Origin of the sequence: Acinetobacter sp. NS-4 (assembly GCF_037402435.1) — a bacterium.
Taxonomy (GTDB): Bacteria; Pseudomonadota; Gammaproteobacteria; order Pseudomonadales; family Moraxellaceae; genus Acinetobacter.
On the sequence record NZ_JBBEUE010000009.1, the window covers coordinates 1 to 26065 of the forward strand.

Genomic DNA, 26065 nt, shown 5'->3' on the forward strand with positions numbered 1-26065 from the left:
GCATGCAAAAGGTACAGGATTGGCTAATTCATCGCGCATTTTTTCTTGTTTATTTTTTTCTTGCCAGGTGAGTGAGCGGCAATCGATATATTCACAATAACCACTTTCACCCGTTTCTTCATGCCGATTAATGCGAATTTGATATTTAAAGCTACCCACATAGCCTGCTGCCAGGCCAAATTTAAAATCTCCACGGCTTTGTGCTTGTACGGAAATGCAGGTGCCATCTTTACCTTCATAACCCCACTCAAACTCACGTGGCAAATACATGCTTTGTCCATTCGGTGTTTTTACTTTGGGATAAACCCGATGCACCTTAAAGCGAACGTTTTGGTCAAACATTTGTGTCTTGCCTGTTTTTGCATCTCTTAAATAGAGTCGTGATTGCAAAATGCCATTAAAAGAATCACGAATTTGTGCCAAAAGCAGCTGACGCTGATTTTCCAGATTTATTACCTGATAAGTAAAAAATGCCAAAGGCAAATAGGAAAAATTAATGCAGCGTGCATATTCAAAACAGCCCATCTGCTGAATTTCAAATTTTTGTTCTTTATAAGTCACCTGCCCTTCACATTGACACAGTAAAGACCAGTGATCCGCCAACCCCATACGTAACTGGGTAAAATAAGAAATAATATTGCTGGTGGTAATCGATAAATCAAAACTCAGTTCTTTATCTTTACGCTGTATTTGAAAATGCGGAAAACTGCCGCGAATTGTTTCCCGATCTGAAAACTGAAAATGCCCTTTTGTAAAAAAACAGTCCTGTCCTACCGAGTAAGAATTCAATTGCCCCACCATATGCGAGCTAATACTGGCAATCGTGGTTGCAGTATCTAAGGCGGTGGTATGAATAGCACTTTCATTACGCAGCATTGCCGCATTCGGCTGACCAATCAGGCTAATAAAATTAAGATAATGTAAGGGTGCCGGCAAATTAGGAATCATCAATCCTTGATGAATGATTTTATAACGGCCTTTTTGCGCATGATATGCCAAGCGCGACTGAAGTGGAGCCTGATTGAGTTGTTTGGAACGATCAAATAAATCTTGAAACAACTGCATATCTTGCTCCTTTTATTTTCAGTATAGCGTTCTCATTTTTATATGGCGGTATTTTTTCTCGCAAGGAAAGTGGTCACAAAACCAGACAGTGCATAAATAATGGAAATTACCATAATCCCTACAGGAATATTATAAGTAATCGCGGCAAAGATAAATACAGCGATCGGCAACACAAAAAATGGAACACGTTTGCGATCAAATGTTTTAAATGAATAGTATTTGATATTAGAAATCATCAGTAATCCCACAGCAATGATCGCTATAGCATTAAAGAGCTGAATACCAAATTCACGTACATCAAAAATTTGCGGGAAATCTTGTGCTACCCAAATCAGGGTAATAATAATCACGGCGGCTAATGGACTTGCAACACCAATAAAATAGCGCTTATCCACCACACCAATTTGTACATTGAAGCGTGCCAAACGGAATGCTGCACAGGCGGTATACACAAAACAGGCGGCTAACCCAATCCGTCCCAAATCATGCAGACACCAGCTATACATTAAAATAGCCGGTGCCACACCGAAAGCAAGCAAGTCCGACAAGGAATCGAACTGTTCGCCAAACGGGCTTTGAGCACCAATTGCACGCGCTACCCGACCATCCAACCCATCAAACAAAGCTGCCAGAAAAATGGCATAAATGGCGTGAATGAAATCACCATTCATACTGGCAATAATGGAGTAAAAGCCAGACAACAAAGCTGCCGTGGTAATCAGATTCGGCCACAGATAGATTCCACGACGTTTCACCTTTTGTCCCTCATGGGTATGCTCTTCTTCCTCCACTTCAAAGGTGATGCCATCAAAACCATGTTCATCACGTGTAGAAGATTCACTTTCAGGTTTGTTTATACTTGTCATTCTTGTCGATCCTAAATGTAACCGTATCTCTTTCAAACGTATAACTTATTCGCCAACCAACCAACGGACAGCGGCATGTCCACCATTTTCACTCATGCGTAAATGCGGGAACAGCCATTGTAATGCCTCATCCGCATCTTCAGAAAATTTCCAAGGCGGGTTAATCACAAGTAAACCACAACCATTCAAGCCCACTGGAGTGTCATCTGGCCACACACAAACTTCACACACCAATTGACGGCGAATACCAGTTTTGATCATTTTCTTTTCGAAACGCTCAATCATGGCGCGGTCTTTAATCGGATACCAGACTGCAAAAACACCGGTAGGCCATTTTTTGTATGCAGCAACCAACAATTCTACCAATTGTGGAAAATCTTTACGTTCCAATTCGTAAGGCGGATCAATCATCACCAAACCGCGCTTTTCTTTCGGTGGAATCACCCCAAGCAAACCTTCATAGGCATCACGCTCATGCAAACCGGCACGGCGGTCACGAACATTAAAGCGCAACTGTTGAAACACCTCGGGCTGCATTTCAAAAATAGTCGCTTTATCTATTTCGCGCATGCCTTCCAAGGCAAACCATGGTGAACCTGGATAAGCCCCTTTACCTGAAACTTCACGCATATCCTGAACAATCTTAAGATATTGCTTTACGCCTTCAGGTGCATTACGAGTAATTGAATCATCAAGCTTGATTAAACGATGAATACCATTTAAAAACTCGCCTGATTTCTGTGCTGCAGAAGTCGATAAATCATATTTACCTGCCCCACCATGCGTATCGATATAGCGATAAGGTTTATCTTTGGCATTTAAACGTGTTAAAAGTTGCAGTAATAACACATGCTTCATGACATCGGCAAAGTTGCCTGCATGGAAATGGTGACGGTAATTCATGTTTCTTTAATTCCTGATATCAACCGATATTTTAGCATGAAAAAATGTTTCGTTCCGCAGGATATCTTGCTCTAGAATACAACAGCATTTTTCTATCCTGTTTTTGAGTCTATCTTTATGGATGCAATTCACCTCCCGAAGTCATGCAATGTTGATCAAATGATTGAAGATTTAGATCAGCAAGGATTTAGCATTATTGATGATCTTTATCCTCAGGATTATGTACAGGCTTTGGCTGAAGAATGTATTTCTCATTTAAATCAGTTTAGAGATGCTGCCATTCAGAACGGTGTAATCAGCAAAATTCGTAGTGATCATATTTTATGGATTAATGAAGATTTAGAAAAAGCCCAACAGCACATACAAACACTGCAAGGCTTGGCCGAACAACTGAACCGCGCATTTTTTCTGGGTATTCGTGAAGTTGAAGCCCATTTTGCCTGTTATAACGCCGGTGAGTTTTATGCCTTGCACCGCGACAATCCACAACAAAAAAATGACCGTGTGATTTCGGCAGTCTATTACTTGCATGAAGACTGGCAGGAGGATTGGGGCGGTGAATTACGTTTGCAGGACAAGCAGGATCAATGGCACATCATCCCGCCAAAACCGAACCGCATTGCCCTATTCCAAAGTGATTTATTGCATGAGGTACTCAAAACCAAGCATCAACGCTTATCCATTACCGCATGGTTACGCAGCGGCAATTCCATTTGGTAATTTACCCCCAGAGGATGCTTTAAATCTGGAAAAACATCCTCATATAGCAATCATAGACAGATGAGGATGTAACCGATGCGGGAAAACACCCAACAGATTATTCAACGTATTGGCGAAACCGATCAGTTGTATTTACAAGGGAATACACCAAAACTTGCCTTGGAACGTGCTGAGTTACGTATGCAATTGGTTACACTCAGTATCGTACGTCAGGAACAGCTTCATTTCCTGCAAGAAGCCGTAGTATTGCTTGAACAGGGTCGTATTGAATTTGAAGAAATGCCGTTAAGTTTATATATGAACTTATCCATGCATTTGGCCAAAGCCTATATGCTGTATTTCGAAATCACCAAGGAACAAAGATTTGCCTTAATTACCCAGCAAATCTTAAAACCCATTACTCATGATGAGTATGGAGATATTTACTTCTTCCTGGCCTATGCTTCTGCGGTCAAAAGTGAAACGGCATTAACCCGACATTGGCTCACAAAATACAGTAAAACTGCTGAGTTTGACTTAATCCTGCTACAGCAGCATCCAGCCTTCCACCCATTCCGTGAACACGACTGGTTTGTTAATTTAGTAAAAAGTAAATTGCATTAATGCTGATGCATCTGTAAAAAACGCCTCCGATGAGGCGTTTTCTGTTTCGGTACTTTATTCTTCAGAATAAGGATATCGCTCCCATTTTTCAGTCGTCCATTGACTTCTTTTTCGTCTTCCTTTTCCCTAAATAAGATTAAAAATACCAATAAGGATCGAAAATTTTAAGATCGAAGTTTAAGCAGGCTGTAATTTAGTAGCATTCATATGTAATTGCTGGTTAAGCTCATCAATCAACATGACCCACTCATCTGCGTCTTCTACTAAATAGCGAATTAAAAACTCACGCTGGGATTTATTCCAGAAGGGAGCATCATGCAGATTTTGATGTGCAGGTAATTGATGAGTCCGTATAAAAAGCTCAACAGCCGCAGGGCTAGAAGCCAGACCGAGTTGTTCAAATAACATTTTAAAGGATGGGTTATTATTCATAAGCATGGCACACTCCTTATCAACCAAACTATCATTTATTATTCAATTAACTTATAAGATGTTCATAAAAAAACCTAGTCATAAAACTAGGTTTGTTGTTTCAATTTGTGTTCACTGATACGTTGAGGTTGAAAACCGGTCTTCGGTATGCAAGTGTTCATTTAAGATATCGACCACCATAGCCCATTCATCATCCTTTTTTTCCAATGACTGATAATGAAATCATGCTGAACACGCAACCAGAATGGTGCTGTATATAAAGAAACATCCATGGTCAATTGACCATGGATGTTTTTGGACTCGAATTCAGAGCCAATTGTTCAAAAAAGAGCTCCAAAAAGTAGGCTATTGTTCAAATACCATTTAAGACTCCGATAATAATGAATAACCTTTAAACCAGAAATAATAAAAATATTATTTCTGGTCATACACAGGTACGTCGCATGCTCCGGAGCCTTCAGCATCCATATGTAATTGTTCATTGAGCACATCAACAAAAATTGCCCAATCATCATCTTCTTTCCAATGACCAATCAGAAAATCGTGCTGTGACCTAGACCAGAACGGGGCTTTATGTAACGGAACATCCATACCAATTTGATGGGTCTGGATAAACTCATCAATGGCCTCAGGGCTTGAATCCAGCCCTAATTGTTCAAAAAAAACTTCCATGGTAGGGAGCTGCTCTAACATCTTGTGTACCTCAGCTTTTATTGATGATCTTGCTTATAAGTTAGACAAAAAACTTGAATAATTCAGTTATCCCTCCATCACAGCATGTTATTTTTTGTTCTATAAAAATGATGCAACAAAAAAAAGCACGCCATTGGCGTGCTTTTTTTAATTTAATCTAAAAGATTAAATTATTTAAGCATGTCAGCAATCGCTGCACGTTCTTCTTCTAACTCGTTAAGAGTGAAGTTAATACGTTCTTGACTGAATGCATCGATTTCTAGACCTTGAACGATTTTATATTCACCGTTTTCAGTAGTCACAGGGAAACCGAACATTACGCCTTCAGGGATACCATAAGAACCGTCAGAAGGAATACCCATCGTTACCCATTCGCCATTTGTGCCAAGAGCCCAATCGCGCATATGGTCGATTGCAGCGTTAGCAGCAGAAGCAGCAGAAGACAAACCACGAGCTTCGATGATTGCAGCGCCACGCTTACCAACTGTAGGAAGGAATGTGTTTGCATTCCAATCTTGGTCGTTAATCATGTCTTTAACGCTTTCACCATTGATAGTCGCGAAACGGTAGTCAGCATACATTGTTGGAGAGTGGTTACCCCAAACTGTAAGTTGTTTGATGTCTTTAACCGCTTTACCAGTTTTAGCAGCAATTTGAGATGCAGCACGGTTGTGGTCAAGACGTAACATTGCTGTGAAGTTTTTAGCTGGAAGATCTGGAGCAGATTTCATAGCGATGTAAGCGTTAGTGTTAGCAGGGTTACCTACAACAAGAACTTTAACATCACGGCTAGCAACTTCGTTAAGTGCTTGGCCTTGACCAATGAAGATTTCGCCGTTCACTTTAAGAAGGTCAGCACGTTCCATACCTGGACCACGTGGACGTGAACCAACCAATAACGCGTAGTCAGCATCTTTAAATGCAACTTTAGGATCATCAGTACCGATCATGTCCGCTAAAAGTGGGAATGCGCAGTCTTGAAGTTCCATCATTACGCCTTTAAGCGCTTGTTGAGCTTTCTCAAAAGGAACTTCTAACAATTGCAAAATAACGGGTTGGTCTTTACCAAGCATTTCGCCGCTAGCAATACGGAATAATAGGCTGTAACCAATTTGACCAGCAGCGCCAGTAACGGCAACGCGAACAGGTTGCTTCATGTAATTATCTCCAATTGAGGATAGTCAATGCGATTAAATAATCAATGTTTAATCTAATAATCATAAACGCGAAAGATTGTACTCCAATCCTTTTCGATATGCATTGAAAAGAAAATGAATTTCAACAAAAGTCTGATAGGAAATATAAAAAAGCTTAGTAAGAGCCTTTTATTATGAATAAATTGGGACAATTATTTTCTACCGCTACTGAGCATTGCTTGTACTGTCCGTTATTTTTATAGCAAAGTCTCACTTCGGTCAGAATGGCATTTCCTTGAGAGGTCGCACAGTTAAATTTAATTGCACTGGCAGGTAAACTCGAATTTAAACGCAAAAACCGTAACCGAAGATTGGTCTGATGCATGGTTCGCGTTTCAGGACTGGTCAACTCAGCCGGGACTTTAAGGCGTTCGGCATAATTAATGATGGTACGAAAATATTGACTTGAATTCATCTTTACACATCCACCGATTCCCCGCCAAAGCTGCACGCGTGCATTTTCATCTGGCATGATACGTGCCACGACTTTCGCCTGCAGCGGCGATAGCATGGCGGAAGATGCTGTTTTACATTCAGATTCTGAAGTTTCCGGATACAAACCGGAAATATTCAGTGAATAACCTTCCAGACATTTTCGCTGCTTGGATTTTTGAGCATCAAACATACATACCGCAGGAGTCATTTGCACGACCATGACATAGCCCTGCAAAGGCTCGGCAAAAATTTGAGGTGCAAATAGCCCTAGTCCAGCACCGCTCACCCCGAACAGTGCCCATCTTGCTAAAACTGAAGTTTGCCCAAAAAATATCATCAACAAGTCAGACCTATCAATAAAATTAAAGTTTAAGGATTTATTCTCAATGGAATGATATTCATTCTTTTTTCAATCGATTGCGCCCCTTCTCCAAGCAATACCCCATAATGTGTTGCGTTGGTCATCACATGTTTTACATAATCACGTGTTTCAGTCAGTGGAATGGTTTCGGTATATTGATCCGCGGCAATGGACTGAGCGTCGGGTTGCCAGCGACGTGCCCGGTTTGGCCCCGCATTGTAGCCAGCCGTTGCCAGCACAGGGCTATTGCTGAGCTGGTTCTGAATCATTGATAAATAAAAAGTACCATAACGAATATTGGTATTCATATCGGTTAAAGCTGCAGGGTTATAGGTTTCGCCCATTTGGCGGGCTACAAGTTTTGCCGTGTCCGGCATAATTTGCATTAAACCGCCTGCACCCACATGCGAGCGTGCCTGCGAAACAAAACGGCTTTCCTGACGCATCAGGCCATATGCCCATGCAGGATCTATACCCGCATTACGGCTATGGCTGACCACATAGCTTTGATGTGGCATGGCATAACGATAAGAATAGTTGTGTTTGGATTCGGTACGGTCAGCAGCATAAATGGCCCGATCATACCAACCCATATCTGTTGCACGTTTTGCAGCTGCCAGCAGCAAGCCATCATCATGTTTTAAATAGGCCTGTCGCACCGCCCAGTTCCATTCACGATTCACATAACTATCTGGTGCATTTACCCGGCGTAAAGCAAAAGCACGGTTGAAATGAATATTTTGACTTAAACGCTGCACATCACTATTGGAAGGTTGAACATTATTGGGAATATTATTGTAACTCTGACCTAATTTATCTCTGGCCAGCAGATTGTGGTAATCATCCCCTTGAGCCAACTTTTTAAAAATTTCTTGCGCTACACGTTTAGATTTAGCATCGCCACGTTGTTCCGAAGCCCGTGCCAACCAGTACTGCCAGCGATCTTCCTGTTTCTGGGTCACACTCATGGCATCAATGGCCCGAATCAAACTTTCCCAGCTACTGAAACGAATGGCCTGACGGGCATAAACTTCCGCTTCTTCCGCACTAAAGGGCAATCCATAACTGGCATCCAGATAATTCAGCACTTCACGATTAAAGTTGTTTTTCATCACTGTGGTACCACCAATATAGCCCACAGCACGGTATAGTGCTTTTTGTACTTGCAGCGGTGTCCCTTCTGCTGCATTTTTTACCGAAGCCATTGCGGTATTTAAATCACTATCGGCCAAACGTCCTAGGGCATAAATCAAATAAGCCTGATCTGCACTGGTAGCTTTAGGCGCAGTCCATAAATAATTTAAAGGATTGGCCTGAATTTGATTGAGCTGTGCAAGTGACAGGCTCACACCCAGACTTTGTGCAGTTGCCAAAGCCAAACCAGACTGGCCTGCGCGCAGTTGTCCCCATAAGCGCTGCTGTCTGTCCTGCTCGGTCATCAGCGGGCTAGACAACATCATGCGTCCCAAACCGGTACATGATTCAGGTTGTGAACTGGTGGCGAGCCAAACATCCTTATATTCAGCAAAAACCAAAGGATCACCCGATTTTGCACGCACTTGAGCAACCGCACAGCTTTCTGCCTGATCCGGATTGGTCACATACTGTAAAATGGGTTGTGCCGTCGCAAAATCTGCCTGCTTTACTTTTTCTTCGACATAATCGGCAGCCAGTTTTTCAGCCATCGCAGATTGAGGATAACGCTGGGCAAAATTAACAATATTACTGGCCGGCTGATTGGCTAAATTGCTATTCAATGACCAATATTCGGGATAATAGCCCAGTACGTCATTTTGCATCGACATCTGATATTGTTGTAATAAAGCAACATTGCCTGAGTTGGCAGCACGCAAAGCATCATTAAACTGTTCATCGGCTGCATGGGAAATCGAAATAAAACCGCTAGATGCCACACTTAAAGCAAGCACTTTATAATAATTTTTATTGATTACCCGATTAAACATATGCTTGCCTTCTGTCATTTAGTATTGCCTTGGTCGCATCTAATCATTTTTGAATAGTTTAATTATTATTAAACTACTCTACTGTTCTGTTGTGTAACCTTATGATTAGACAATATTAATTTTCAATCATTTTTACTTCACAAATCAATATTCTTGTAGCTTTATTTATATCTATAAGTTTAGCTTCGATTCCTGCTAAAATATGCGCCTTTCTTGTATTCAAATCGCAATTTTTTCAAGATTGCAGCTAGCCTCATCTTTCTCAATCAATGCAATTAAGTATTGAAATAAAAAAGGAAATATTGCTCGCTCATCCGACCTGATCCGGTCAATCTTGAATGGCGATTTCCTTGATTTATCCTTTAGGAGCCTACATGACGGTTCAAACCTTCATTCCAAATAGTGCCCAAGCTGCTTCAGAAAACACTGTTACCCAGCCACAGCACACCCCAGCCGACGGTTCAGTCAAAAAACTGTATATCGAAACGCAAGGGTGTCAGATGAATGAGTATGACAGTCATCGTATGGCAGACCTGTTGGGCGATTCACACGGTTATGTGTTAACAACCGATCCAAGTGATGCAGATATCCTGCTCATGAATACCTGTTCAATTCGTGAAAAGGCCCAAGAAAAAGTGTTTTCCGAATTGGGTCGCTGGCGCAAGCTGAAAGAAAAAAATCCTGATCTGGTGATTGGTGTCGGTGGTTGTGTCGCTTCTCAGGAAGGTGACAACATTCAAAAACGTGCGCCCTATGTCGACATGGTTTTTGGCCCGCAAACCTTGCACCGTTTACCACAAATGCTGGATCAGCATTCTGAACAATTGGAAAAACCAAAGAAAGATAAAATCAAACTGGTGGATATTTCTTTCCCTGACATCGAAAAATTCGACTTTTTACCTGAACCGCGTGTTGAAGGCTATAAAGCCTTTGTTTCAATTATGGAAGGCTGTTCCAAATACTGTTCTTTCTGCGTAGTCCCTTATACCCGCGGGGAAGAGGTATCGCGTCCTTTAGATGACGTACTGGCTGAAATTGCCGGTCTGGCGGAAAAAGGGGTTCGTGAAATTTCGCTACTCGGTCAAAACGTCAATGGTTACCGCGGTGAAACGTTCGAAGGTGAAATCTGTACTTTTGCAGACTTACTACGTCTGGTGGCTGAAATTCCGGGCATTGGCCGTTTGCGTTATACCACTTCACATCCGCTTGAATTTAACGACGACCTGATTCAGTGCTACCGTGATTTGCCACAAATGGTTTCACATCTACACTTGCCGGTACAAAGTGGTTCAAACGATGTACTGAAAGCGATGAAACGTAACCACACCATCGACGTGTATATCGAGAAGATTAAAAAGTTACGTCAAGTCCGTCCAGATATACATTTATCTTCAGACTTTATTATTGGTTTCCCGGGTGAAACTGATCAGAACTTTGAAGAAACCTATCAATTCATCAAAGATTTGGATTTCGACCATTCTTACAGCTTCATTTATTCAAAACGTCCGGGTACACCAGCGTCAGAACTTGAAGACAACACCCCTGAAGATGTGAAAAAAGAACGTCTGGCCAAAGTTCAGCAATGGATTAAACGCTCAAGCATTGATAAAACAGATGCCATGCTCGGCACCATCCAGCGCGTATTGATTGAAAACGTATCCGATAAAGATCCGAACCTTTTGGTCGGTACGGCAGACAACACCCGTTATGTCTCCTTCATTGGTGATCCGGCTTGGGTTGGACGTTTTGCAGAGATTGAAATTACCGAAATTAAAACTTTGAATTTTGTTTACGGTGAGCTCTTGAATCTTGAGCCTGACGTGGCGTAATGTAAGGTGATCGGCTAGACCATTTATAAGGAATTCTCTTGACTGCAGCGATTCGGCGTACAGTAACTTTTCCTGGTGTTTCGATGGAGCGTTTGAAAGGCATGCTCGGTGCTTATAACGGTCATTTGAAACAAATTGAACAACGTTTAAACGTCAACATTTCCCATCGAGGCGAAGCCTTTTACATTGATGGTGAAATCGATGCAGTAGAGAGAGCAGAAAGCCTCTTGATGCGTCTACATGAAGAAACCGAAATTAGCCCGCAAGTGAGTGCAGATACCTTGCATCTCATGATTCAGGGCAGTCAAACTGACCGTGAATTACAAATCGATCCTCATCAGGAACATACCGGTCTGGATGAGGTGTGGCTGCAAACCCGTAAAGGTCGAATCAACCCGCGTGGTGCTAACCAGAAACGCTATGTGCAACGTATTTTGCAAAGCGATATTTCATTTGGTATTGGCCCTGCAGGTACAGGTAAAACCTATCTGGCTGTAGCAGCTGCGGTGGATATGCTGGAACGCAATGAAATTCAGCGTATCTTGCTGGTGCGTCCTGCGGTTGAAGCCGGTGAAAAACTCGGCTTTTTACCGGGGGATTTAAGCCAGAAAATCGATCCTTATTTGCGTCCACTTTACGATGCCCTGTATGAAATGCTGGGCTTTGAAAAAGTGGCCAAACTGATTGAACGTCAGATTATTGAAGTTGCGCCCCTCGCCTATATGCGTGGCCGTACTTTAAACCATTCTTTCGTGATTTTAGATGAAGCGCAAAATACCACACCGGAACAGATGAAAATGTTCCTGACCCGTTTAGGTTTTGGTTCACGTGCGGTCATTACCGGTGATATCACTCAGGTCGACTTGCCACGTGGTCAACAGTCCGGTCTTTCACATGCCTTACGTGTGCTGGAACCGGTGACTGAAATTCATATCACTCGTTTCCATTCTCGTGACGTGGTTCGTCATCAGCTGGTACAAAAAATTGTCGAAGCCTATGAAGGATGGGACAGTGAACAACACCGTCTTAATGCTGAAGCACGGGCAGAACGTAAAGCGCGTCAGGAAGCATTGATTGCTGAAAATGATGCCGCTGCCGATGCTCAGGATTAAGATATTTTAAGGATTCATTTTGAAACTTAACCTATCACTGCAACAAGATTTCCAATCCCCTGAACTGGTACTGAAACGTGCTTATATTAAAAAGGTCATTGAGACTGCACTGCGTTTTATCGATGTCGATCAAGACTGTGAGATAGGGATTGCCTGTGTAGACAATGCCGAAAGCCATAAGCTGAATCTGGAGTATCGCCAGAAAGACAAACCGACCAATGTGTTGTCTTTTCCAAGTGACATTCCAGAGGAAGTTTTATCAATGCTGGATGCTCTTCCAATCGGCGACTTAGTGATTTGTATTCCTGTGGTTTTAAAGGAAGCCATTGAGCAAAACAAAACCCCGATTGAGCATTTCACCCATATGCTGGTGCATGGCACATTGCACTTAATGGGTTATGACCATGAAACTTCAGATGAAGATGCCGAAGAAATGGAAGCATTGGAAATTGAAATTCTGGCCAAGGTAGGTTTTTCAAATCCATATACTGAACAGTAGTTCTTGCATCCCTGTTTTTTAAACCCGATTAATTTCGATTAGTCGGGTTTTATTTATGGCAAATAAGCATAAAATCTTAAAATCCCCTCTAAAATGGCGGAAAAAATAATGAACAGAATTATTTCCCGGCTTTTCCTGATTTCAGCGTTATTTCCTGCATGCCAGCTGTATGCAAATGATGCACTGCTCAATAATAAACCGCCCAATAATGAATCACTATGTAAAGAAGTAAAATTCCAGCAGGCAGCAAATGTCTGGATAGGCCATTATTATCTGGAAGGCGTGATGGAAGTCGGCTCTGAGCTTTTACTGGAACCGGACGGCAAGTTTAAATGGTATCTGGCAGTCGGTGCTTTAGACCAATATGCCGAAGGAACATGGTGGAAAAATGGGACATGTATTGGCTTAAAAGCGGCACCCCAATATCGCCAATATTTAGAAATCTTCCCGACCCGCCTCGACCTTTCAGAAACCGGCTTAAATGCGACATGGCCAGATGGACATCAAAAAGGACAATATGTATTAGCGTCGCATTAAAACCCTAATCAAAAACCGTGATTAGCAATTTTTGCAAAGCAGATGAACCGCCATACAATCAATGTACTTCAAACTCAGCTTCAGCCGGATCAAAACGCCAGGTACGTACAATACGCAGCTCTGAAATATCCTTCATTCCCCGATCAAAGCTGCCAAACGGCGCTGCCTTGCGTACTGAAGTCTTTGCCGCTTCATCCAGCAAACTATGCCCCGAACTTTCAATCAGGCGAAGGGCACGAATCCCGCCGCTTTTATTCAAAATCACCATTAACCGAACCTCTCCTGCGAGGCGTTGCACTTTCGCTGCATCGGGATAATAACGGTTACCGTAAAATTCAACCTTTTCGCGGAATTTTTCCAAATAAGCCGCTGAAATGTCCTGCTTGGCTTGAATACCATCTACTGTTTTAATTTTTTGCTGGCGACTGAAATTTTGTTGACGTTGCAAATATTGCGCTTCCAGACTTGCGACCATAGCCGCCTTGGCTTGAAACTGGCTATTCAGCTCTTGCATGGCTTTTTTACGCTGGTTCTGTTCTGCTTCCTTTTTCCAGCTTAAGGTAGTCATCAATACTTTTTCTTCAAAACTTAATTCGCGCTTTTGCTGTAAACGCTCCAAAGTTTCCTGTTGCTGTTGACCAGCACTTTGTTCAGTCATTGCGGCAGGCATATCGCTCGACATACGATGTGCTTCACGGAATGTGCCGGAACCTTGCTGGTCTGCCTGTGCCAGAAAATCAGCCTGTTCCACCTTGTCCTGACTTGGACGTAAAGTGACGGCAATTTCTTTGACTGCAGCATCACTTTCTTCCGGCATGGCAAATTGCAAGGTCAAAATAATCAAATGCAAAAGAGCAGCCACAATCACTGCGCTTGTGAAAACTGGATCTTTCCACCATGCCTGCATTAAAGGTGCAAAACTGATTTTCTTAAGCATCACATTAAACCGACAAAAAGTCAGGTTCCCCAAACTGCATAAAAGCAGTATAAAATAAACACAGCGTCTACTTTTGAATGAAAAAACGAGAACTCAATCAACAAGCGACCTGTAGACAATTAAAATCATGAAAATGGTGCAATTAATTTTGCTAAACTGCAAGATCGAATATCTGTATTTTTAATACTTTCGACAAAATCTATCGAAGTTTAAAAAGATTAACTCGCTGGGATGCCTTATATGCAAACGCTACTATCCAATATCTCTCAACGTATACGCCAGGTGTACCAAAAGGCAGAAGGGTTTATTGAGGATGAGCGTGAATTTCCCCTATCTCAAGTTTTTTTAAATGCAACTTTTCAGCGCTTTGTCACCGACAATGTCTCCATGCTCAAAGATCTGCATGCCGACTTGCATGAGGACTGGTTACGTTTATATGCAACGTTGGATGTGAAAGGTTTATACATTACCCTGTCAGTCGATTTGAAACTGGTTCAAATGGAATTGAATAAAGATACCCAGCTGATTGTGTTTGAACAGATCAGCGATACCCAGGTCATTGACGCCAAATTCAAAAATGTATTCCAAAAACTTGCCGTAAAATTTGCTTTATTTTTCTATCAAAAAGTACTCAACCAAGACCCTTTGGGTATGATTCTTGAGAAGCTGAAAGTAATTAAAGTTAAAGATGACTTGTTACATCTGGATTTAAACCGCTGGTTAGGCAAAAAGCGCTCTATCATTGATACCTTAGCGAAAGTTCATGTAAATCATGCCGTTTTACGTGAAGCTGAACTGGTGGTCATCGGCAATGTCAATCTGACTGCTTTATTCAGAAAAATGTCCGAAGAACCAATGGATGTTTGGGCGGATGAGGAAGAACAGGAAGAAAGCAAAGTCAGTCCAATTAAGCAAAAATAAATTGCATTGTGAGTAATGATTAAAGTCTGTATTTTTACCTAGAAAAAAACTACATAAAGATACAGATTGAACAAAATTTCGAATTTTATCTTCATAATCAAAGCGCATAATAGTAAGCAACAAAAACTTTATACTTTATTCAACCATTCTAGGAACCCACTACTTATGGCTCACAATGTATTGAAAACGATTGCGTTGGCATCTGGTGTAAGCACTACACTGTTGTTTGCTGGTTTCTCAAGCCAAGCATTTGCCATGAGTCCATTCCAGGCAAGTTATCAATTTAGCTATAACGGCAAAAATATGGGTTCGGCAACTCGTACTTTAAGCAAGTCGGGAAATAACTGGACTTATGTTTTTGCTGCCAAAGCAGGTGTTATTGCTTCTGCAACGGAAACAAGTCATTTTAGCTTAAATGGTAACAACATCATTTCTCATAACTTTAACCGCAGCAGTAAAATTTTGGTGCACAACAACACCATGAGCATTAACTTTAATCCGAATGCTAAAATCATTAACACCAAGAAAGATGACAAAGCACGTTCTTTTGCTTGGAAATCTGGTGTTTTGGACGAGCTAAATGCTGAATTGCAACTTCGTGAAGACTTAAAAACTTCAGGTTTAAAATCAAGTTATCCAATTGCCGACGCCAAAGAAGTTGAATCACGTCGCTTTGTCAAACAAGGGGCGGAAAAAGTTAAAACCTCTTACGGTACCTTTGACACCATTAAAGTGGTAATGAAACATGATAAACCAAACCGTGATACGATTTTCTGGTTAGCTCCTAAACTTGACTATGCTCCTGTGAAGGTTTCTCACCAAGATGGCAATACCTCCTATGGTTTGCTATTAACGGGGTATAAAGGCGCAACGAATTAATCAATTTGATCAATTTTGCTTGCATTTTTCGAGAGCCTTTTTAAAATACGCTTTTGCTTGAAAAAGCATCTGCCCTTAGAGGAATTCTCCCGTGCACGCACTAGAACAGAAAATCTTAAGTGAAGGTATCGTTCTATCTGATCAAGTTTTAAAAGTTGATGCTTTCCTGAATCATCAAATTGACCCTGTATTAATGCAGCAAATTGGTAAAGAATTTGCTGCACGTTTTAAAGATGCAGGAATCACCAAGATTATTACAATTGAAGCTTCCGGTATTGCTCCAGCAGTAATGGCTGGTTTAGAACTTGGCGTGCCTGTAATCTTTGCACGTAAATATCAATCTTTAACCTTAAAAGATGATTTATACCGTTCTAAAGTGTTCTCTTTCACTAAACAGATTGAAAGCACCATCGCCATTTCCAACAAGCACATTAACTCTAGCGATAAAGCTTTAGTCATTGATGACTTCTTGGCAAACGGTCAAGCAGCTTTAGGTCTTGCCGATTTGATTCATCAAGCGAATGCTGAAGTTGTCGGTATTGGGATTGTGATTGAAAAATCTTTCCAACCAGGTCGCCAATTGTTACTCGATAAAGGTTACCGTGTTGAATCTTTAGCACGGGTTAAATCTTTAGAGAATGGTACGGTTGAATTTGTTCGTGACTAAATTTCGAACTGAATTTAAAAAGAGCGCTTAGGCGCTCTTTTTTTGCAGATGTTTTTTGTACCGTATATTTTATCTGAAGCAGGTATCCTGAGCGATGACTGTAAGATTGCAGTGGCTCATATAATTCCAACTGAAATCAGTTTTCCAGCGTCTGCTTTAAATTCAGATACCAGAAAAATATTAAGTGCACTCTTTTTTCTCTAATAATCTGAGTAGAACCTAATCCATAGCCTAGTTTTGGAATGTGTAACTATCGAAATTTCAGACTAAATCTTATTGTGTAGTAGATTGATTCAGTTACAAAACCATACCCAATGAACAATTTTTAATCTAAAATAAGAGGTCTAACTATCCGCAAATAGTTAGACCTTGGATCATATTGAACGGTGGATTTACTTTACGGTAACAGTAATGCTGCCGGTGTTCACAGCACCAATAGCAGAAGTTTTGATACCTTCAATATGATTCTCAAATCCGCGTGAATTGACAGATGCATCAATAGCCCCGGTATTAATGGCTAAATTCGCTGCGCTGTAATTGCTCAGGGTTTCAGAGAATTGATCATAAGTATCGGTATTCAATGACGTGCTGATAGAGCTTTCGAACTCTGATGACCGTTCAGAACGCCATTCTTCCAAACTACGTGCCGCACTTCTTTCAGCATCAAGCGTTGCATCTACTGTACCGGTATTCAAAGCAGTCAGGTTGCCTTGCTGTAAGCTGATACTGCCTGTGTTCACAGCACCCAGTGCGGAAGTTTCTACCGCGATAGTGTTACCCACACTCTCAAGTTCATTATAGCGACCAGATGTGTTAACGGTTGCATCAATATTATTGGTATTGATGGCAAGGTTAAGCGCACTACCATTTGCAGTCCTTTGAGATAAAAGATTGAGGGTCGCTTGCAACCCCGTATCTACAGTTACATTGTTATTTTGAGCATTTGCCATAGCTGCGCTGGACAGGAAGGCGACGGATAAGACGATTGTTTTGATAGACTTATTCATGGTTATTTCCTTTTCTCGTTTTGAAGTACTTCTCGCTAAGCACTTTCTCTTATAATGGGAGCGAGCCCATTTTTTACATATTTTTTTAATCGCGCTGAGTGGTTGACCAATAGTTTTCTATGACTGCTGGATTTGCATCCCACAGCATCGCGGTCTTCTGCTCTTCTTTTTCTTTATTGCCGTTTTCTTCATTCATTTTACTTGAAGAGGTACGCTGTTTCTTGCTGATGTATTTAATCAGGTCCTGTTTGCTCATTTCTGGTTCCGCTTCAGGATTTTTAATCACCTCAGATTCTTTATGCTTAGGCGGCTTAGTATCTTTGCTGGGTGAGTTGGTCGACTTATTTTTCTCATCGGATGAATCTGTTTGATGTGAGGATGATTCCAGAAGAGATCTGTTTAAATCTGTAGGTTTTTGCTGCTGGCTTTGCTTGTATTTATGCAGGGCAACAGAACTTCGGGTTAAATTTAACTGACCAAATTCAGGCGGTATTGCAGCACGGCAGCTTTCAAATGTTGTGGGCGGAATAACCTGACTGAGCAACTCAAAAGTTGCCAGATTCAGCATTTGGCGCAAGGCAAAGTTTGTCGCCTCTCGCTCCCCTTTTCCGATCTGAATATTCAATAACGTATGGCCAGCAAACCTACCGGCATTTATACCGTAATCCTGTGCTGCAATTTGTTTCTGCAGCGAGACATTTGCAACGACTTTACTGCTGCGCGTATCTGTCAGAGATAAATCTAAACCGACCATAATTCGGGTTTGACTGTAATTGGGGCCGACACCGCCAATCTGCATGTCCAAGCCACCGCCAGGAATAAAGTCCAGACTGTTAATACTGCCGGTCACATAATAATCCGATGCCTGGATTTGCCTTGGGTCACGAATTCCCCACTTGGCTTCGCTTTCGATAATTCGAGGATCACGCCGGTTCAATAAGCTGACCCCAGCCTGAAACAATGCAGATTGCACCATATCTCCGGCACCTTGGGTCACCATTTTGCCACTGCCGCCATTGGTCACCACATCTTTGCCGGTTTGATCCAGAATCGCGCCAACAGAGAAACTGACATCATTGCGCAGTTGCCCTTTCAGGCAGGATAAGGCCAGATCAAAAGGGGTAAAAATATCAGTAATCGGTGGGCCTTGTACCAGGCTGACTGGCTCCTTATTGGAAAGCGCCATACCCGTGCACCCGGTCATAAGTTGGCTAAAAATGATGGCGATGCTCACAGAAGATATTTTTCTTCTACTCAACCCAGGAAAATTCAGCATAGCGATTCTCCCGGTTGGGTGCTTAAGTTAGGACATTGCTGGTTATTTTGAGTGGTCGTCGAATTTACAGAACCGTCATTGGCAGTATCATTCGAAATGTCTACACCGTTGTTTGAACCGTTTATATTTACATTGCTGGTAGATGAATTAACTGTACCTATAGAACTTGTCGATGTACTGTTTATTGTGGTCTTTCCTAGTCCAGAATAATAATCTGAATCCATGAGTTCGATCAGATTAGCTTGGGTTAAATTCTCACTGGAACGGGTACTTGATGCTTTCCAGCGCTGACTCCACTCATCAGATGTTGCATAAGCGTTGCTCAGAAAACATAAACAAAATAAACCAACATTGATCACTGATATTCTCATAATGTTTACCATCCTTTGATCGAAGATGTTTATTTATTTTTCATTTAGTAATGTTTAATTAGTAATTTTTAATTTATCTAACAAAGATTAAATCACATAAAAAAAACAAAGTGCTAAATTTATCCGGTTTTAGCTGTTTTTTGTTTTTATAATTAAAATATCCTTTTGTTTTAATTTAACAAATGTTATTTATTATTATTTTTTGAATTGTAAGAAATCATTATGTAAAAAAATTTTAAATTTTAAAATTCACATCAAAACCTGTTTTAATTAATATATTTTTTATATTAATTAAAACAAGAAATTTTATTCAAAAAACTCAATTTATCAAACCGCTTCAATTTTATGGAGTTGTAAACTTTAATTTTCTTAGCATATTTATCAAAACTAGAACCGTGTCGCATTTTGCTATAAATATAAAAAACTAATCACAATTAAGATTATTTATATAGAAATTTTGAGATAAATAGGGAGTGTGGAAGCAATATGCCAGATAGGCGTTATACGGCACTTCCGCTTCAAAACGCCTCACGCTACAATCGAAAACACTAGTGTCGTTAAGCTTCCTGGGATAACCAGTGCAGCATATTCATGTTTTGAATTGCAGGACATTCAATTAAGGGATTTTTCATCATCTTAGGGATCAGCACTACCCAAAAATAATTCAGGGATCGCCCACATTAGATGAAGAAGTAATATATTTACAACTCAGATAAACTTCTTTGTATTTACTTCTTCTAGAATCAAGTTGGTATGAAATGTTCCTGACATCAGGATTCAGAACAGACATACTGTTTAGCAACATGTAATGAATACCAGCTTATCTGGATGCAATTCCATATCACACATGAACTTAAGATAAGCAAATATCAATCGTTGATGGAAAAACCTATGCAATGTCCTAAATGCGGATCTTCTGAAGTAGAAAAACGTGATCACGAAAAAAGGCTCAAGACCATTAGTGGTATTCTGCTCACCTCTGCTGGTGCAACCGCTGGAACAGTCGGTGGCGCGGCTACCGGAGCTTCAACTGGTGCAGCGATTGGCGCCGTTGCTGGGCCATTAGGGGTTATTTTTGGCGGCACAGTGGGAACTTTTGTCGGTGCCATTGCAGCAGGTGTGACTGGTGGTATTTTAGGCAATATCTTCGGCAAAAAAGCTGGGGTGATTATCGATAAAAATGTATTTTTAGATTACAAATGCCTGAAATGTAACCATCGCTTTAAAGAAAAAGAATAAATCTTTAAGTACTCAAATTTTATCTGGCAATAAAAAAAGACCCTTCATTTGACGAAGGGTCTTTTTTTATATCTACAGGAGTTTATGCGAGGTCATATAAAAAGTGTGCCAATTAAACTCGCTGTCTAAAGTTAAAACAGATCAGTTTGCCTGTAATTTTTTAACCACATCGCCTAAGCGTTTACCCTGCTCTTCACACAAGACTTTTTCATCCTGACTCAGGCCCAAATCATGGCGCGGACCACTGACATGGCTGGCACCATACGGCGTACCCCCCGATTTGGTATTGGATAATGCCGGATTAGCATTCGGCAAGCCCATAATCATCATGCCGTGATGGAACAATGGGGGGAGCATGCTCAGCAAGGTACTTTCCTGCCCGCCATGCATCGCACCTGAAGATGTAAAGACACAGGCCGGCTTTTGATGTAATGCCCCATTGAGCCACAGGCTGGTGGTCTGATCCCAGAAATATTTCATCTCGCTGGCCATGTTGCCAAAACGGGTCGGCGAACCTAAAGCCAGACCTGAACAGTTTGCCAAATCATCTAAACTACAGTAAATATCTCCTTCGGCAGGAATACTCGGCTCAGCTTCCTTCACTACAGTCGATAAATTGGGCACCGTACGAATTTTTACAGCCATACCTGTAGATTCAATACCATTGGCAATTAAATACGCCATTTCTTTGGTCGAACCATATTTGCTGTAATATAAAACAAGGACATAAGGCTGCATAATTTTAATAAACAAAGTTAAAGATAAAAACTATACGGTATTTTTCCCATTTTTTGGTTAAGCTTGTTCATGAAAGTTCATAAAGATGATTAAAAAAATTGAGACTTTATAGTTATGTTAAAAAAGTATTTAAAAAAACTTCCTTTTTATGACGAGACCTGGTTTCAGTTTGTTTTATTTGTAATCAGACGTTTTGAAGCAGATCGTTGCCGTGATCAGGCCGCATCACTTACCTATACCACCCTGTTTGCAGTGGTACCCATGCTGACGGTTTTTCTGGTCATCATTTCTTCTATTAAAGCCTTGGAACCGGCACGGCAACAATTACAACAACTGATTTATAGCAATTTTTTACCCAAAACCACCATTGCTTTTGACAAGGCATTTAATGCCTTTACCGATAAATCCAGCAACCTGACTGTAATTGGTATCTTATTCCTGTTTATCACCACAGTGATGATGCTTTCCAGTATCGAGACGGTATTTAACCGGATTTGGCGAGTGCAGGAAACACGCGGTGGCATCATCGGATTTATGCGCTACTGGACCATTATTTCACTCGGTCCGATCCTGTTAGGCAGTGCCTTTGTGATTTCTTCTACTGTGGCCTCATTAAATGTACTGAGCGATAACTTTACTGGTTATGAAGTCAACGGCGAATTTGTCTTATGGTTCATTTCCTTTGCCCTGACCATTTTGGGTTTCTTTATTTTAAACTGGACCATCCCCAACCGTAGTGTGCCGATTAAAGCGGCTCTGATTGCGGGTACATTCAGCGCAGTGGTGTTCGAATTATTAAAAGATTTATTCGGGCTGATCATGACCAATTTCACCAGTTATGAAATTGTTTATGGCGCATTCGCTGCGGTACCGATTTTCCTGTTATGGATTTTCCTGTCCTGGAATATTGTTTTGCTTGGGGTCGAAATCAGTTATGCTCTCACCGCATTTAATTCAGGTAAAGAGCAAAAGTATCATCCCGTGATCATGCTGTTAGATTTGCTGGAGTTGTTTTATAAAAAGCAACAAAGTGGCGACAGTGTTTCGGATGAAGAAGCCCTGGAAGTTTTAGGCCGTGATGAAATTGGACGCTGGCCAAGTTATGTGCTGATGCTGGAAAAACAAAATCTGGTCAAGCGCACCGATAATGATGAGTACATTCTTGCGCGCAATTTGGCTCAAGTCGATTTCTGGAGTTTCTATAAACAGTTGCCTTATCCGCTGCCCTTGCGCAAAGATGTCGGCAATATCCGTGCAGATGATGAATGGATGCAAAAACTCGGCCCGGCTTTGGTCGAATCTGATGATTATCTGGCTGCAAAACTCTCCATTCCACTGTCGGCTATTTTTGAAAAGAAGTAGTTTTAACTCACTTTGACCAGATCATAAAAAGCCTTCAAACATGCATAATGCCAGTCAACCAAGAAATTGACTGGCATTTTCTTTTTTAAATTCATGACTGTATTGGATATGTGGAAAAGTCATCCGCAACTGTTTGAGGCATGAGGTGCATTGCACCGCAAGATTAAAAAATGATTGTTTCTGCGACAAGTTTGCTAGTTGATAGTGGCTGACGAGTTTTGCGGATGACAAATGCCTTTGGTCTTACGAAGCAATGCTTCTCAGGGCGGAACCAAAGTAACAAATGAACTGTAAGGGCTTGATTTAAAACGGTAAGACTCCGTCATGAATTACTAAAAAATTCAAGAGTCTATTTCTAAACCCCTTAACTGATCAGCATTATTCAAACATGCCGGCTTTTTCAATGACTACGCCGAAGTATTAGCAGACAAAAATGTCTGATCCGACCATGCAAACTGACCATCATATAAAAATTCAGAACTTAAAAAGGCTGCTTTAAGGCAGCCTTTTTTAAGAATGGGATACTTATTTTACAAAAGTTGCCCAAACGAATTCTTTTGATTGACCTTGTAAAGTCATGCTCAGTTGATCACCCGCTTTTAATGCTGCCACACCCGCAGGTGTACCCGTCATCACCACATCACCTTCTTCCAGGGTAAAGACCTGACTAATGTCGGCAAGTAAAGTTGCAATGTCAAAAATCAACAGTGCAGTGTCGCCTTTTTGGCGTAACTCATCATTCACATGCAAAGTGTAATGCACATCTTTCCAGTCTTTGACTTCAGACAATTCCACCCAATCCCCCAACAGACATGAACCGTCATATGCTTTGGCACGTTCCCAAGGCTGACCTTTTTTCTTCAGCTCATCCTGTAACTCACGCAAGGTTAAATCCAGGCCTAAAGTTACCGCACCCACAGCTTCTAGCGCCTTAGCCGGATCGGTCTCCGCTTTTAAAGTACGGTCAATCCGCAGGCTGAGTTCACATTCATAATGACAATTGCCCCAAACCGGATTCCAGGAAATCCCTTCTTGTAATGCCGTTAAAGCACTCGGTGGCTTGATAAATAAAACCGGACGATCAGGAATGGCATTGCCTAATTCTTTGGCATGGTCTGCATAGCTACGACCGACACAGACAATCTTCGATGGACGAGTATTCATGATCTTCCCTTTTATTTCATTGTTACGATATTTAAAGCTTATTTTTTGAAGGTATTTTCAAATACGGTTTGATCGGCAGATTGCTCAAAAGCACGTTTCGGCACAATCACCACAGTACGATTTTTCAATTCAATCATATAAGTCAGCTTGCCCACCGCAAAGTTCTGTACTTCGCTGTAGTTGAAAATTTGCTTGCGGCCATTGGCATAGATTTCTGCATAATCCTGAAATAATTCGATGCCCTGTTCACTTTTACCAAACTGATATTTCACAAATTGACGCTTAAACATCATCGGTAAAAACCAGTAACGCATCAGCAATTGTAAAATTAAAAAGAACGCGCCGAGTGCAACATAATAGCGGCCTACATCATTAAAGCCGAGGTAAAATCCCCAGACCATAATTCCGATACTCACCAGTGGCGTAATAAAACGGGTAATTTGCTTTTTACCAAATGTAGCAAGGGCAAAACCATCTTGTGATTCTTCCAGGCTTAAGGAATAACGTAGCGATACTGCCGGCTTGGTTTCTGACATGATTGATCATCAAATTATTACAACAATTGTGCTAGATATTACACCAGATTCAACATTTTCCTTATCGTTTTTGCCCGCTTAAATTACATAAGCTTGCTTCACAATTGTTTTAAAATTGCTTAAAACATCAGCACTCACTCAGAAAAATGCATAAACAGGATGTGATATGCCCAACAATAAAAATAAATGCTGTTTGCTGATGCTGTGTTGCCTGATCGGTACGCAAGTCTCAGCTAAAATTATTCCATGGAAAGAACAGATTCCAATTAGCCTGAGTGTATTTCAGGGCAAGGCCCAAGTACTGGCAGACCTGACTGCAAACTCTATTTTGATTTATGCACATCCTGCACAATCCATTACTTTACCCACGCTAAAAAATCAGCAAAGCATGATCGGTAAGTTTTATACTGGTGCGGTCGTCGTTCCTACAAATAGCCAGAATGTGGCCAGACTTTTAAGCAACTACAGCCAATACAATGGACTATTTCCGGTATTGAAATCTGCAAAAGTCTTGGAGCAACAAGGCAACATTACCCAGATGAAATATCAAGTCTCTATCCCTACCCCTATTCCCGTGTTGAACTTTAAAGAAAATATGGTGATGCAGCATCATTTAACGGCCAATAGCATTTCAACTATTGTGCTGGATGCACCCATTCCTTATGGTGCGGGTAAAATTGAATGGTTTGATTTAGGCAGTAACAAGACTTTAATCACCATTACCCAATGGGGCGATTTGAACCATCCCAAAGGCTTTCTATTCAGTACCATTCTGAATGCCATTCCAGAGGCCAAACTCGGTATTCCCTCGGGCACAAACGCTTTTTTACTCGAAGCCTTGCAACAACGCTTTAAAACGACCACGGCGCAAACCTTAAAAGTGGGTGAATTACCTGACCTGCAACTGGACACAGCTCAGGTGCAAAAAATTGCAGCACTCAGCCAATTCTCACAAGAACGGTTTCTTTTATCCTGCCCTCTAACAAAGTGCCCTATCAGCATGGATTGGAAAGCTTGCGCTTTAGCAGCAGTTATCAATATTTTGCCAAAAGCCCGCAACAGTTACAGCATTGGCTCAATGCTCCATCCTTTCAGGAACTTTTTCCACGCCAGATTAAAGACATCGACATCAAAAAAGTGGACCCCAACACCTTTGATGCAGACTATAAAATTTCAGTCGGCTTAGGCGTCATCAATATTCCCTTCGATTTTAAGTTGCGTTTTGACTATCCGAACAGTCTGGAAAATGAGTTTCACGCCGTTGGAGGTGATTTACAGTTTGTGAAAGGTGGAATGCAGCTGATTCCGCAAGGTACAGGCACCTTATTCAAGGTCACCAGTGCCATGAAAATTCATGATCAGGCGCCGTTCGTACTCCGCGCGATGCGGAGCATGCCTTATCATGACATGTTGCCAGCCCTGGGTGGCAATACCGTATTGGCATTAAAGATTAAACAGAAGATGAAATAATTATTTAACACATTTAATTTATTCTAGGCACAAAAAAACCGCAATTAAGCGGTTTCTTCCATTTTTACATCTGTCGATGTGATCAAGTTGGTGCGCTCAGAGAGATTCGAACTCCCGACCCCTTAGTTCGTAGCCAAGTGCTCTATCCAGCTGAGCTATGAGCGCGACGTCTTGATGTGGTGCATTATACGCGTTTTTAACCCGCTGTTAAGTGCTTTTTAACAAATACACAATCAAGTGGACAGTTATTGGGCAAAATTGGATTTTTCATCTATTTTTTAAA

At 41.2% G+C, this 26065-nt stretch carries 26 protein-coding genes, 1 tRNA gene and 2 pseudogenes; 12 read left to right on the forward strand and 17 right to left on the reverse strand.

Annotated elements, in window-relative coordinates:
* The 3 genes from WAE57_RS08495 to rlmJ form a co-directional block, all read right to left on the reverse strand.
* Positions 1–1065 (reverse strand): DUF6670 family protein (locus tag WAE57_RS08495; RefSeq protein ID WP_337710044.1); only part of this gene is annotated, 1065 nt, incomplete at its 3' end.
* A gap of 38 nt (positions 1066–1103) precedes the next feature.
* Positions 1104–1931, reverse strand: coding sequence for a CDP-diacylglycerol--serine O-phosphatidyltransferase (pssA, locus tag WAE57_RS08500; RefSeq protein WP_237787143.1), 828 nt, complete (start codon positions 1929–1931; stop codon positions 1104–1106).
* Between the two features lie 45 nt (positions 1932–1976).
* Complete coding sequence (rlmJ, locus tag WAE57_RS08505; RefSeq protein WP_237787142.1) at positions 1977–2834, reverse strand: 23S rRNA (adenine(2030)-N(6))-methyltransferase RlmJ; 858 nt, start codon at positions 2832–2834, stop codon at positions 1977–1979.
* Positions 2835–2951: 117 nt separating this feature from the next.
* Between rlmJ and WAE57_RS08510 the strand changes: the two genes are divergently transcribed.
* Both WAE57_RS08510 and WAE57_RS08515 read left to right on the forward strand, forming a co-directional pair.
* Positions 2952–3554, forward strand: coding sequence for a 2OG-Fe(II) oxygenase (locus tag WAE57_RS08510; protein ID WP_337710049.1), 603 nt, complete (start codon positions 2952–2954; stop codon positions 3552–3554).
* A gap of 75 nt (positions 3555–3629) precedes the next feature.
* Complete coding sequence (locus WAE57_RS08515) at positions 3630–4157, forward strand: hypothetical protein (RefSeq protein WP_237787140.1); 528 nt, start codon at positions 3630–3632, stop codon at positions 4155–4157.
* A 177-nt stretch (positions 4158–4334) separates the two neighbouring features.
* Here WAE57_RS08515 and WAE57_RS08520 read toward each other — a convergent pair whose 3' ends face one another.
* The 6 genes and pseudogenes from WAE57_RS08520 to WAE57_RS08545 all read right to left on the reverse strand — a co-directional run bounded on the left by WAE57_RS08520 (position 4335) and on the right by WAE57_RS08545 (position 9256).
* Entirely contained in the window at positions 4335–4595 is a 261-nt protein-coding gene (locus tag WAE57_RS08520; RefSeq protein ID WP_166168765.1) for a DUF2789 family protein, read from the reverse strand.
* 105 nt (positions 4596–4700) lie between these two features.
* Positions 4701–4952: pseudogene (locus WAE57_RS08525) on the reverse strand (DUF2789 family protein).
* Positions 4953–5003: 51 nt separating this feature from the next.
* On the reverse strand, positions 5004–5282 hold the full coding sequence (locus WAE57_RS08530; RefSeq protein ID WP_337710055.1) for a DUF2789 family protein: 279 nt from the start codon (positions 5280–5282) through the stop codon (positions 5004–5006).
* 170 nt (positions 5283–5452) lie between these two features.
* Positions 5453–6439: a malate dehydrogenase gene (locus tag WAE57_RS08535; protein WP_086174414.1), complete on the reverse strand. Its 987-nt coding sequence runs from the start codon at positions 6437–6439 to the stop codon at positions 5453–5455.
* Between the two features lie 154 nt (positions 6440–6593).
* Positions 6594–7250 carry a ribonuclease I gene (locus WAE57_RS08540; RefSeq protein ID WP_337710286.1) on the reverse strand — a complete coding sequence of 219 codons (657 nt, stop codon included), beginning with the start codon at positions 7248–7250 and terminating at the stop codon, positions 6594–6596.
* 32 nt (positions 7251–7282) lie between these two features.
* Complete coding sequence (locus WAE57_RS08545) at positions 7283–9256, reverse strand: transglycosylase SLT domain-containing protein (protein ID WP_337710057.1); 1974 nt, start codon at positions 9254–9256, stop codon at positions 7283–7285.
* Positions 9257–9612: 356 nt separating this feature from the next.
* Between WAE57_RS08545 and miaB the strand changes: the two genes are divergently transcribed.
* From miaB to WAE57_RS08565, 4 genes are all read left to right on the forward strand, one after another.
* Positions 9613–11067, forward strand: coding sequence for a tRNA (N6-isopentenyl adenosine(37)-C2)-methylthiotransferase MiaB (gene miaB, locus WAE57_RS08550; RefSeq protein WP_337710059.1), 1455 nt, complete (start codon positions 9613–9615; stop codon positions 11065–11067).
* Positions 11068–11105: 38 nt separating this feature from the next.
* Positions 11106–12179 (forward strand): PhoH family protein, encoded by a 1074-nt coding sequence (locus tag WAE57_RS08555; protein ID WP_086198506.1) that lies wholly within the window; start codon positions 11106–11108, stop codon positions 12177–12179.
* Between the two features lie 19 nt (positions 12180–12198).
* Positions 12199–12678, forward strand: a complete 480-nt coding sequence (gene ybeY / locus WAE57_RS08560) for an rRNA maturation RNase YbeY (protein ID WP_337710064.1) — start codon at positions 12199–12201, stop codon at positions 12676–12678.
* A 108-nt stretch (positions 12679–12786) separates the two neighbouring features.
* A complete protein-coding gene (locus tag WAE57_RS08565) occupies positions 12787–13215 on the forward strand; it encodes a hypothetical protein (RefSeq protein WP_337710067.1) in 429 nt (142 codons plus the stop codon).
* 58 nt (positions 13216–13273) lie between these two features.
* On the opposite strand, the gene WAE57_RS08570 is transcribed toward WAE57_RS08565, so the two are convergent.
* A complete protein-coding gene (locus WAE57_RS08570) occupies positions 13274–14152 on the reverse strand; it encodes a TonB family protein (RefSeq protein ID WP_337710069.1) in 879 nt (292 codons plus the stop codon).
* Between the two features lie 240 nt (positions 14153–14392).
* Here WAE57_RS08570 and WAE57_RS08575 point away from each other — a divergent pair, with 240 nt between their 5' ends.
* From WAE57_RS08575 to WAE57_RS08585, 3 genes are all read left to right on the forward strand, one after another.
* On the forward strand, positions 14393–15073 hold the full coding sequence (locus WAE57_RS08575) for a hypothetical protein (protein ID WP_337710071.1): 681 nt from the start codon (positions 14393–14395) through the stop codon (positions 15071–15073).
* A 165-nt stretch (positions 15074–15238) separates the two neighbouring features.
* Positions 15239–15952 (forward strand): DUF3108 domain-containing protein, encoded by a 714-nt coding sequence (locus tag WAE57_RS08580; protein ID WP_237787132.1) that lies wholly within the window; start codon positions 15239–15241, stop codon positions 15950–15952.
* Between the two features lie 91 nt (positions 15953–16043).
* Positions 16044–16619, forward strand: coding sequence for a xanthine phosphoribosyltransferase (locus WAE57_RS08585; protein ID WP_086195739.1), 576 nt, complete (start codon positions 16044–16046; stop codon positions 16617–16619).
* Between the two features lie 392 nt (positions 16620–17011).
* Here WAE57_RS08585 and WAE57_RS08590 read toward each other — a convergent pair whose 3' ends face one another.
* The 3 genes from WAE57_RS08590 to WAE57_RS08600 form a co-directional block, all read right to left on the reverse strand.
* Positions 17012–17626, reverse strand: a complete 615-nt coding sequence (locus WAE57_RS08590; RefSeq protein ID WP_237787130.1) for a hypothetical protein — start codon at positions 17624–17626, stop codon at positions 17012–17014.
* Positions 17627–17711: 85 nt separating this feature from the next.
* Entirely contained in the window at positions 17712–18902 is a 1191-nt protein-coding gene (locus WAE57_RS08595; RefSeq protein ID WP_337710077.1) for a CsgG/HfaB family protein, read from the reverse strand.
* A complete protein-coding gene (locus WAE57_RS08600; protein ID WP_086174426.1) occupies positions 18896–19273 on the reverse strand; it encodes a hypothetical protein in 378 nt (125 codons plus the stop codon). The genes WAE57_RS08595 and WAE57_RS08600 overlap by 7 nt, the downstream gene beginning before the upstream one ends.
* A gap of 879 nt (positions 19274–20152) precedes the next feature.
* Between WAE57_RS08600 and WAE57_RS08605 the strand changes: the two genes are divergently transcribed.
* Positions 20153–20512 (forward strand): hypothetical protein, encoded by a 360-nt coding sequence (locus WAE57_RS08605; protein WP_337710080.1) that lies wholly within the window; start codon positions 20153–20155, stop codon positions 20510–20512.
* A gap of 141 nt (positions 20513–20653) precedes the next feature.
* Here the strand turns inward: WAE57_RS08605 and wrbA are convergent, their stop codons facing one another.
* Entirely contained in the window at positions 20654–21250 is a 597-nt protein-coding gene (wrbA, locus tag WAE57_RS08610) for an NAD(P)H:quinone oxidoreductase (RefSeq protein ID WP_337710081.1), read from the reverse strand.
* Between the two features lie 114 nt (positions 21251–21364).
* Here wrbA and WAE57_RS08615 point away from each other — a divergent pair, with 114 nt between their 5' ends.
* Positions 21365–22612 (forward strand): YihY family inner membrane protein, encoded by a 1248-nt coding sequence (locus tag WAE57_RS08615; protein ID WP_337710083.1) that lies wholly within the window; start codon positions 21365–21367, stop codon positions 22610–22612.
* A 525-nt stretch (positions 22613–23137) separates the two neighbouring features.
* Here WAE57_RS08615 and WAE57_RS08620 read toward each other — a convergent pair.
* Both WAE57_RS08620 and WAE57_RS08625 read right to left on the reverse strand, forming a co-directional pair.
* A complete protein-coding gene (locus tag WAE57_RS08620; RefSeq protein ID WP_337710085.1) occupies positions 23138–23776 on the reverse strand; it encodes a fumarylacetoacetate hydrolase family protein in 639 nt (212 codons plus the stop codon).
* Between the two features lie 38 nt (positions 23777–23814).
* A complete protein-coding gene (locus tag WAE57_RS08625) occupies positions 23815–24312 on the reverse strand; it encodes a YcxB family protein (RefSeq protein WP_086174432.1) in 498 nt (165 codons plus the stop codon).
* A 199-nt stretch (positions 24313–24511) separates the two neighbouring features.
* Between WAE57_RS08625 and WAE57_RS08630 the strand changes: the two are divergent.
* Positions 24512–25782, forward strand: a pseudogene (locus WAE57_RS08630) (SRPBCC family protein).
* An 88-nt stretch (positions 25783–25870) separates the two neighbouring features.
* Here WAE57_RS08630 and WAE57_RS08635 read toward each other — a convergent pair.
* A tRNA-Arg gene (locus tag WAE57_RS08635) sits at positions 25871–25947 on the reverse strand.
* Positions 25948–26065: the final 118 nt, after the last annotated feature.

Bases quoted from the DNA above. Each gene is read 5' to 3' on its own strand.
- pssA (WP_237787143.1), bottom strand. From the start codon at position 1,931: ATGACAAGTATAAACAAACCTGAAAGTGAATCTTCTACACGTGATGAA.
- rlmJ (WP_237787142.1), bottom strand. From the start codon at position 2,834: ATGAATTACCGTCACCATTTCCATGCAGGCAACTTTGCCGATGTCATG.
- WAE57_RS08510 (WP_337710049.1), top strand. From the start codon at position 2,952: ATGGATGCAATTCACCTCCCGAAGTCATGCAATGTTGATCAAATGATT.
- WAE57_RS08515 (WP_237787140.1), top strand. From the start codon at position 3,630: ATGCGGGAAAACACCCAACAGATTATTCAACGTATTGGCGAAACCGAT.
- WAE57_RS08520 (WP_166168765.1), bottom strand. From the start codon at position 4,595: ATGCTTATGAATAATAACCCATCCTTTAAAATGTTATTTGAACAACTC.
- WAE57_RS08530 (WP_337710055.1), bottom strand. From the start codon at position 5,282: ATGTTAGAGCAGCTCCCTACCATGGAAGTTTTTTTTGAACAATTAGGG.
- WAE57_RS08535 (WP_086174414.1), bottom strand. From the start codon at position 6,439: ATGAAGCAACCTGTTCGCGTTGCCGTTACTGGCGCTGCTGGTCAAATT.
- WAE57_RS08540 (WP_337710286.1), bottom strand. From the start codon at position 7,250: ATGATATTTTTTGGGCAAACTTCAGTTTTAGCAAGATGGGCACTGTTC.
- WAE57_RS08545 (WP_337710057.1), bottom strand. From the start codon at position 9,256: ATGACAGAAGGCAAGCATATGTTTAATCGGGTAATCAATAAAAATTAT.
- miaB (WP_337710059.1), top strand. From the start codon at position 9,613: ATGACGGTTCAAACCTTCATTCCAAATAGTGCCCAAGCTGCTTCAGAA.
- WAE57_RS08565 (WP_337710067.1), top strand. From the start codon at position 12,787: ATGAACAGAATTATTTCCCGGCTTTTCCTGATTTCAGCGTTATTTCCT.
- WAE57_RS08570 (WP_337710069.1), bottom strand. From the start codon at position 14,152: ATGCTTAAGAAAATCAGTTTTGCACCTTTAATGCAGGCATGGTGGAAA.
- WAE57_RS08575 (WP_337710071.1), top strand. From the start codon at position 14,393: ATGCAAACGCTACTATCCAATATCTCTCAACGTATACGCCAGGTGTAC.
- WAE57_RS08580 (WP_237787132.1), top strand. From the start codon at position 15,239: ATGGCTCACAATGTATTGAAAACGATTGCGTTGGCATCTGGTGTAAGC.
- WAE57_RS08590 (WP_237787130.1), bottom strand. From the start codon at position 17,626: ATGAATAAGTCTATCAAAACAATCGTCTTATCCGTCGCCTTCCTGTCC.
- WAE57_RS08595 (WP_337710077.1), bottom strand. From the start codon at position 18,902: ATGCTGAATTTTCCTGGGTTGAGTAGAAGAAAAATATCTTCTGTGAGC.
- WAE57_RS08600 (WP_086174426.1), bottom strand. From the start codon at position 19,273: ATGAGAATATCAGTGATCAATGTTGGTTTATTTTGTTTATGTTTTCTG.
- WAE57_RS08605 (WP_337710080.1), top strand. From the start codon at position 20,153: ATGGAAAAACCTATGCAATGTCCTAAATGCGGATCTTCTGAAGTAGAA.
- wrbA (WP_337710081.1), bottom strand. From the start codon at position 21,250: ATGCAGCCTTATGTCCTTGTTTTATATTACAGCAAATATGGTTCGACC.
- WAE57_RS08615 (WP_337710083.1), top strand. From the start codon at position 21,365: ATGTTAAAAAAGTATTTAAAAAAACTTCCTTTTTATGACGAGACCTGG.
- WAE57_RS08620 (WP_337710085.1), bottom strand. From the start codon at position 23,776: ATGAATACTCGTCCATCGAAGATTGTCTGTGTCGGTCGTAGCTATGCA.
- WAE57_RS08625 (WP_086174432.1), bottom strand. From the start codon at position 24,312: ATGTCAGAAACCAAGCCGGCAGTATCGCTACGTTATTCCTTAAGCCTG.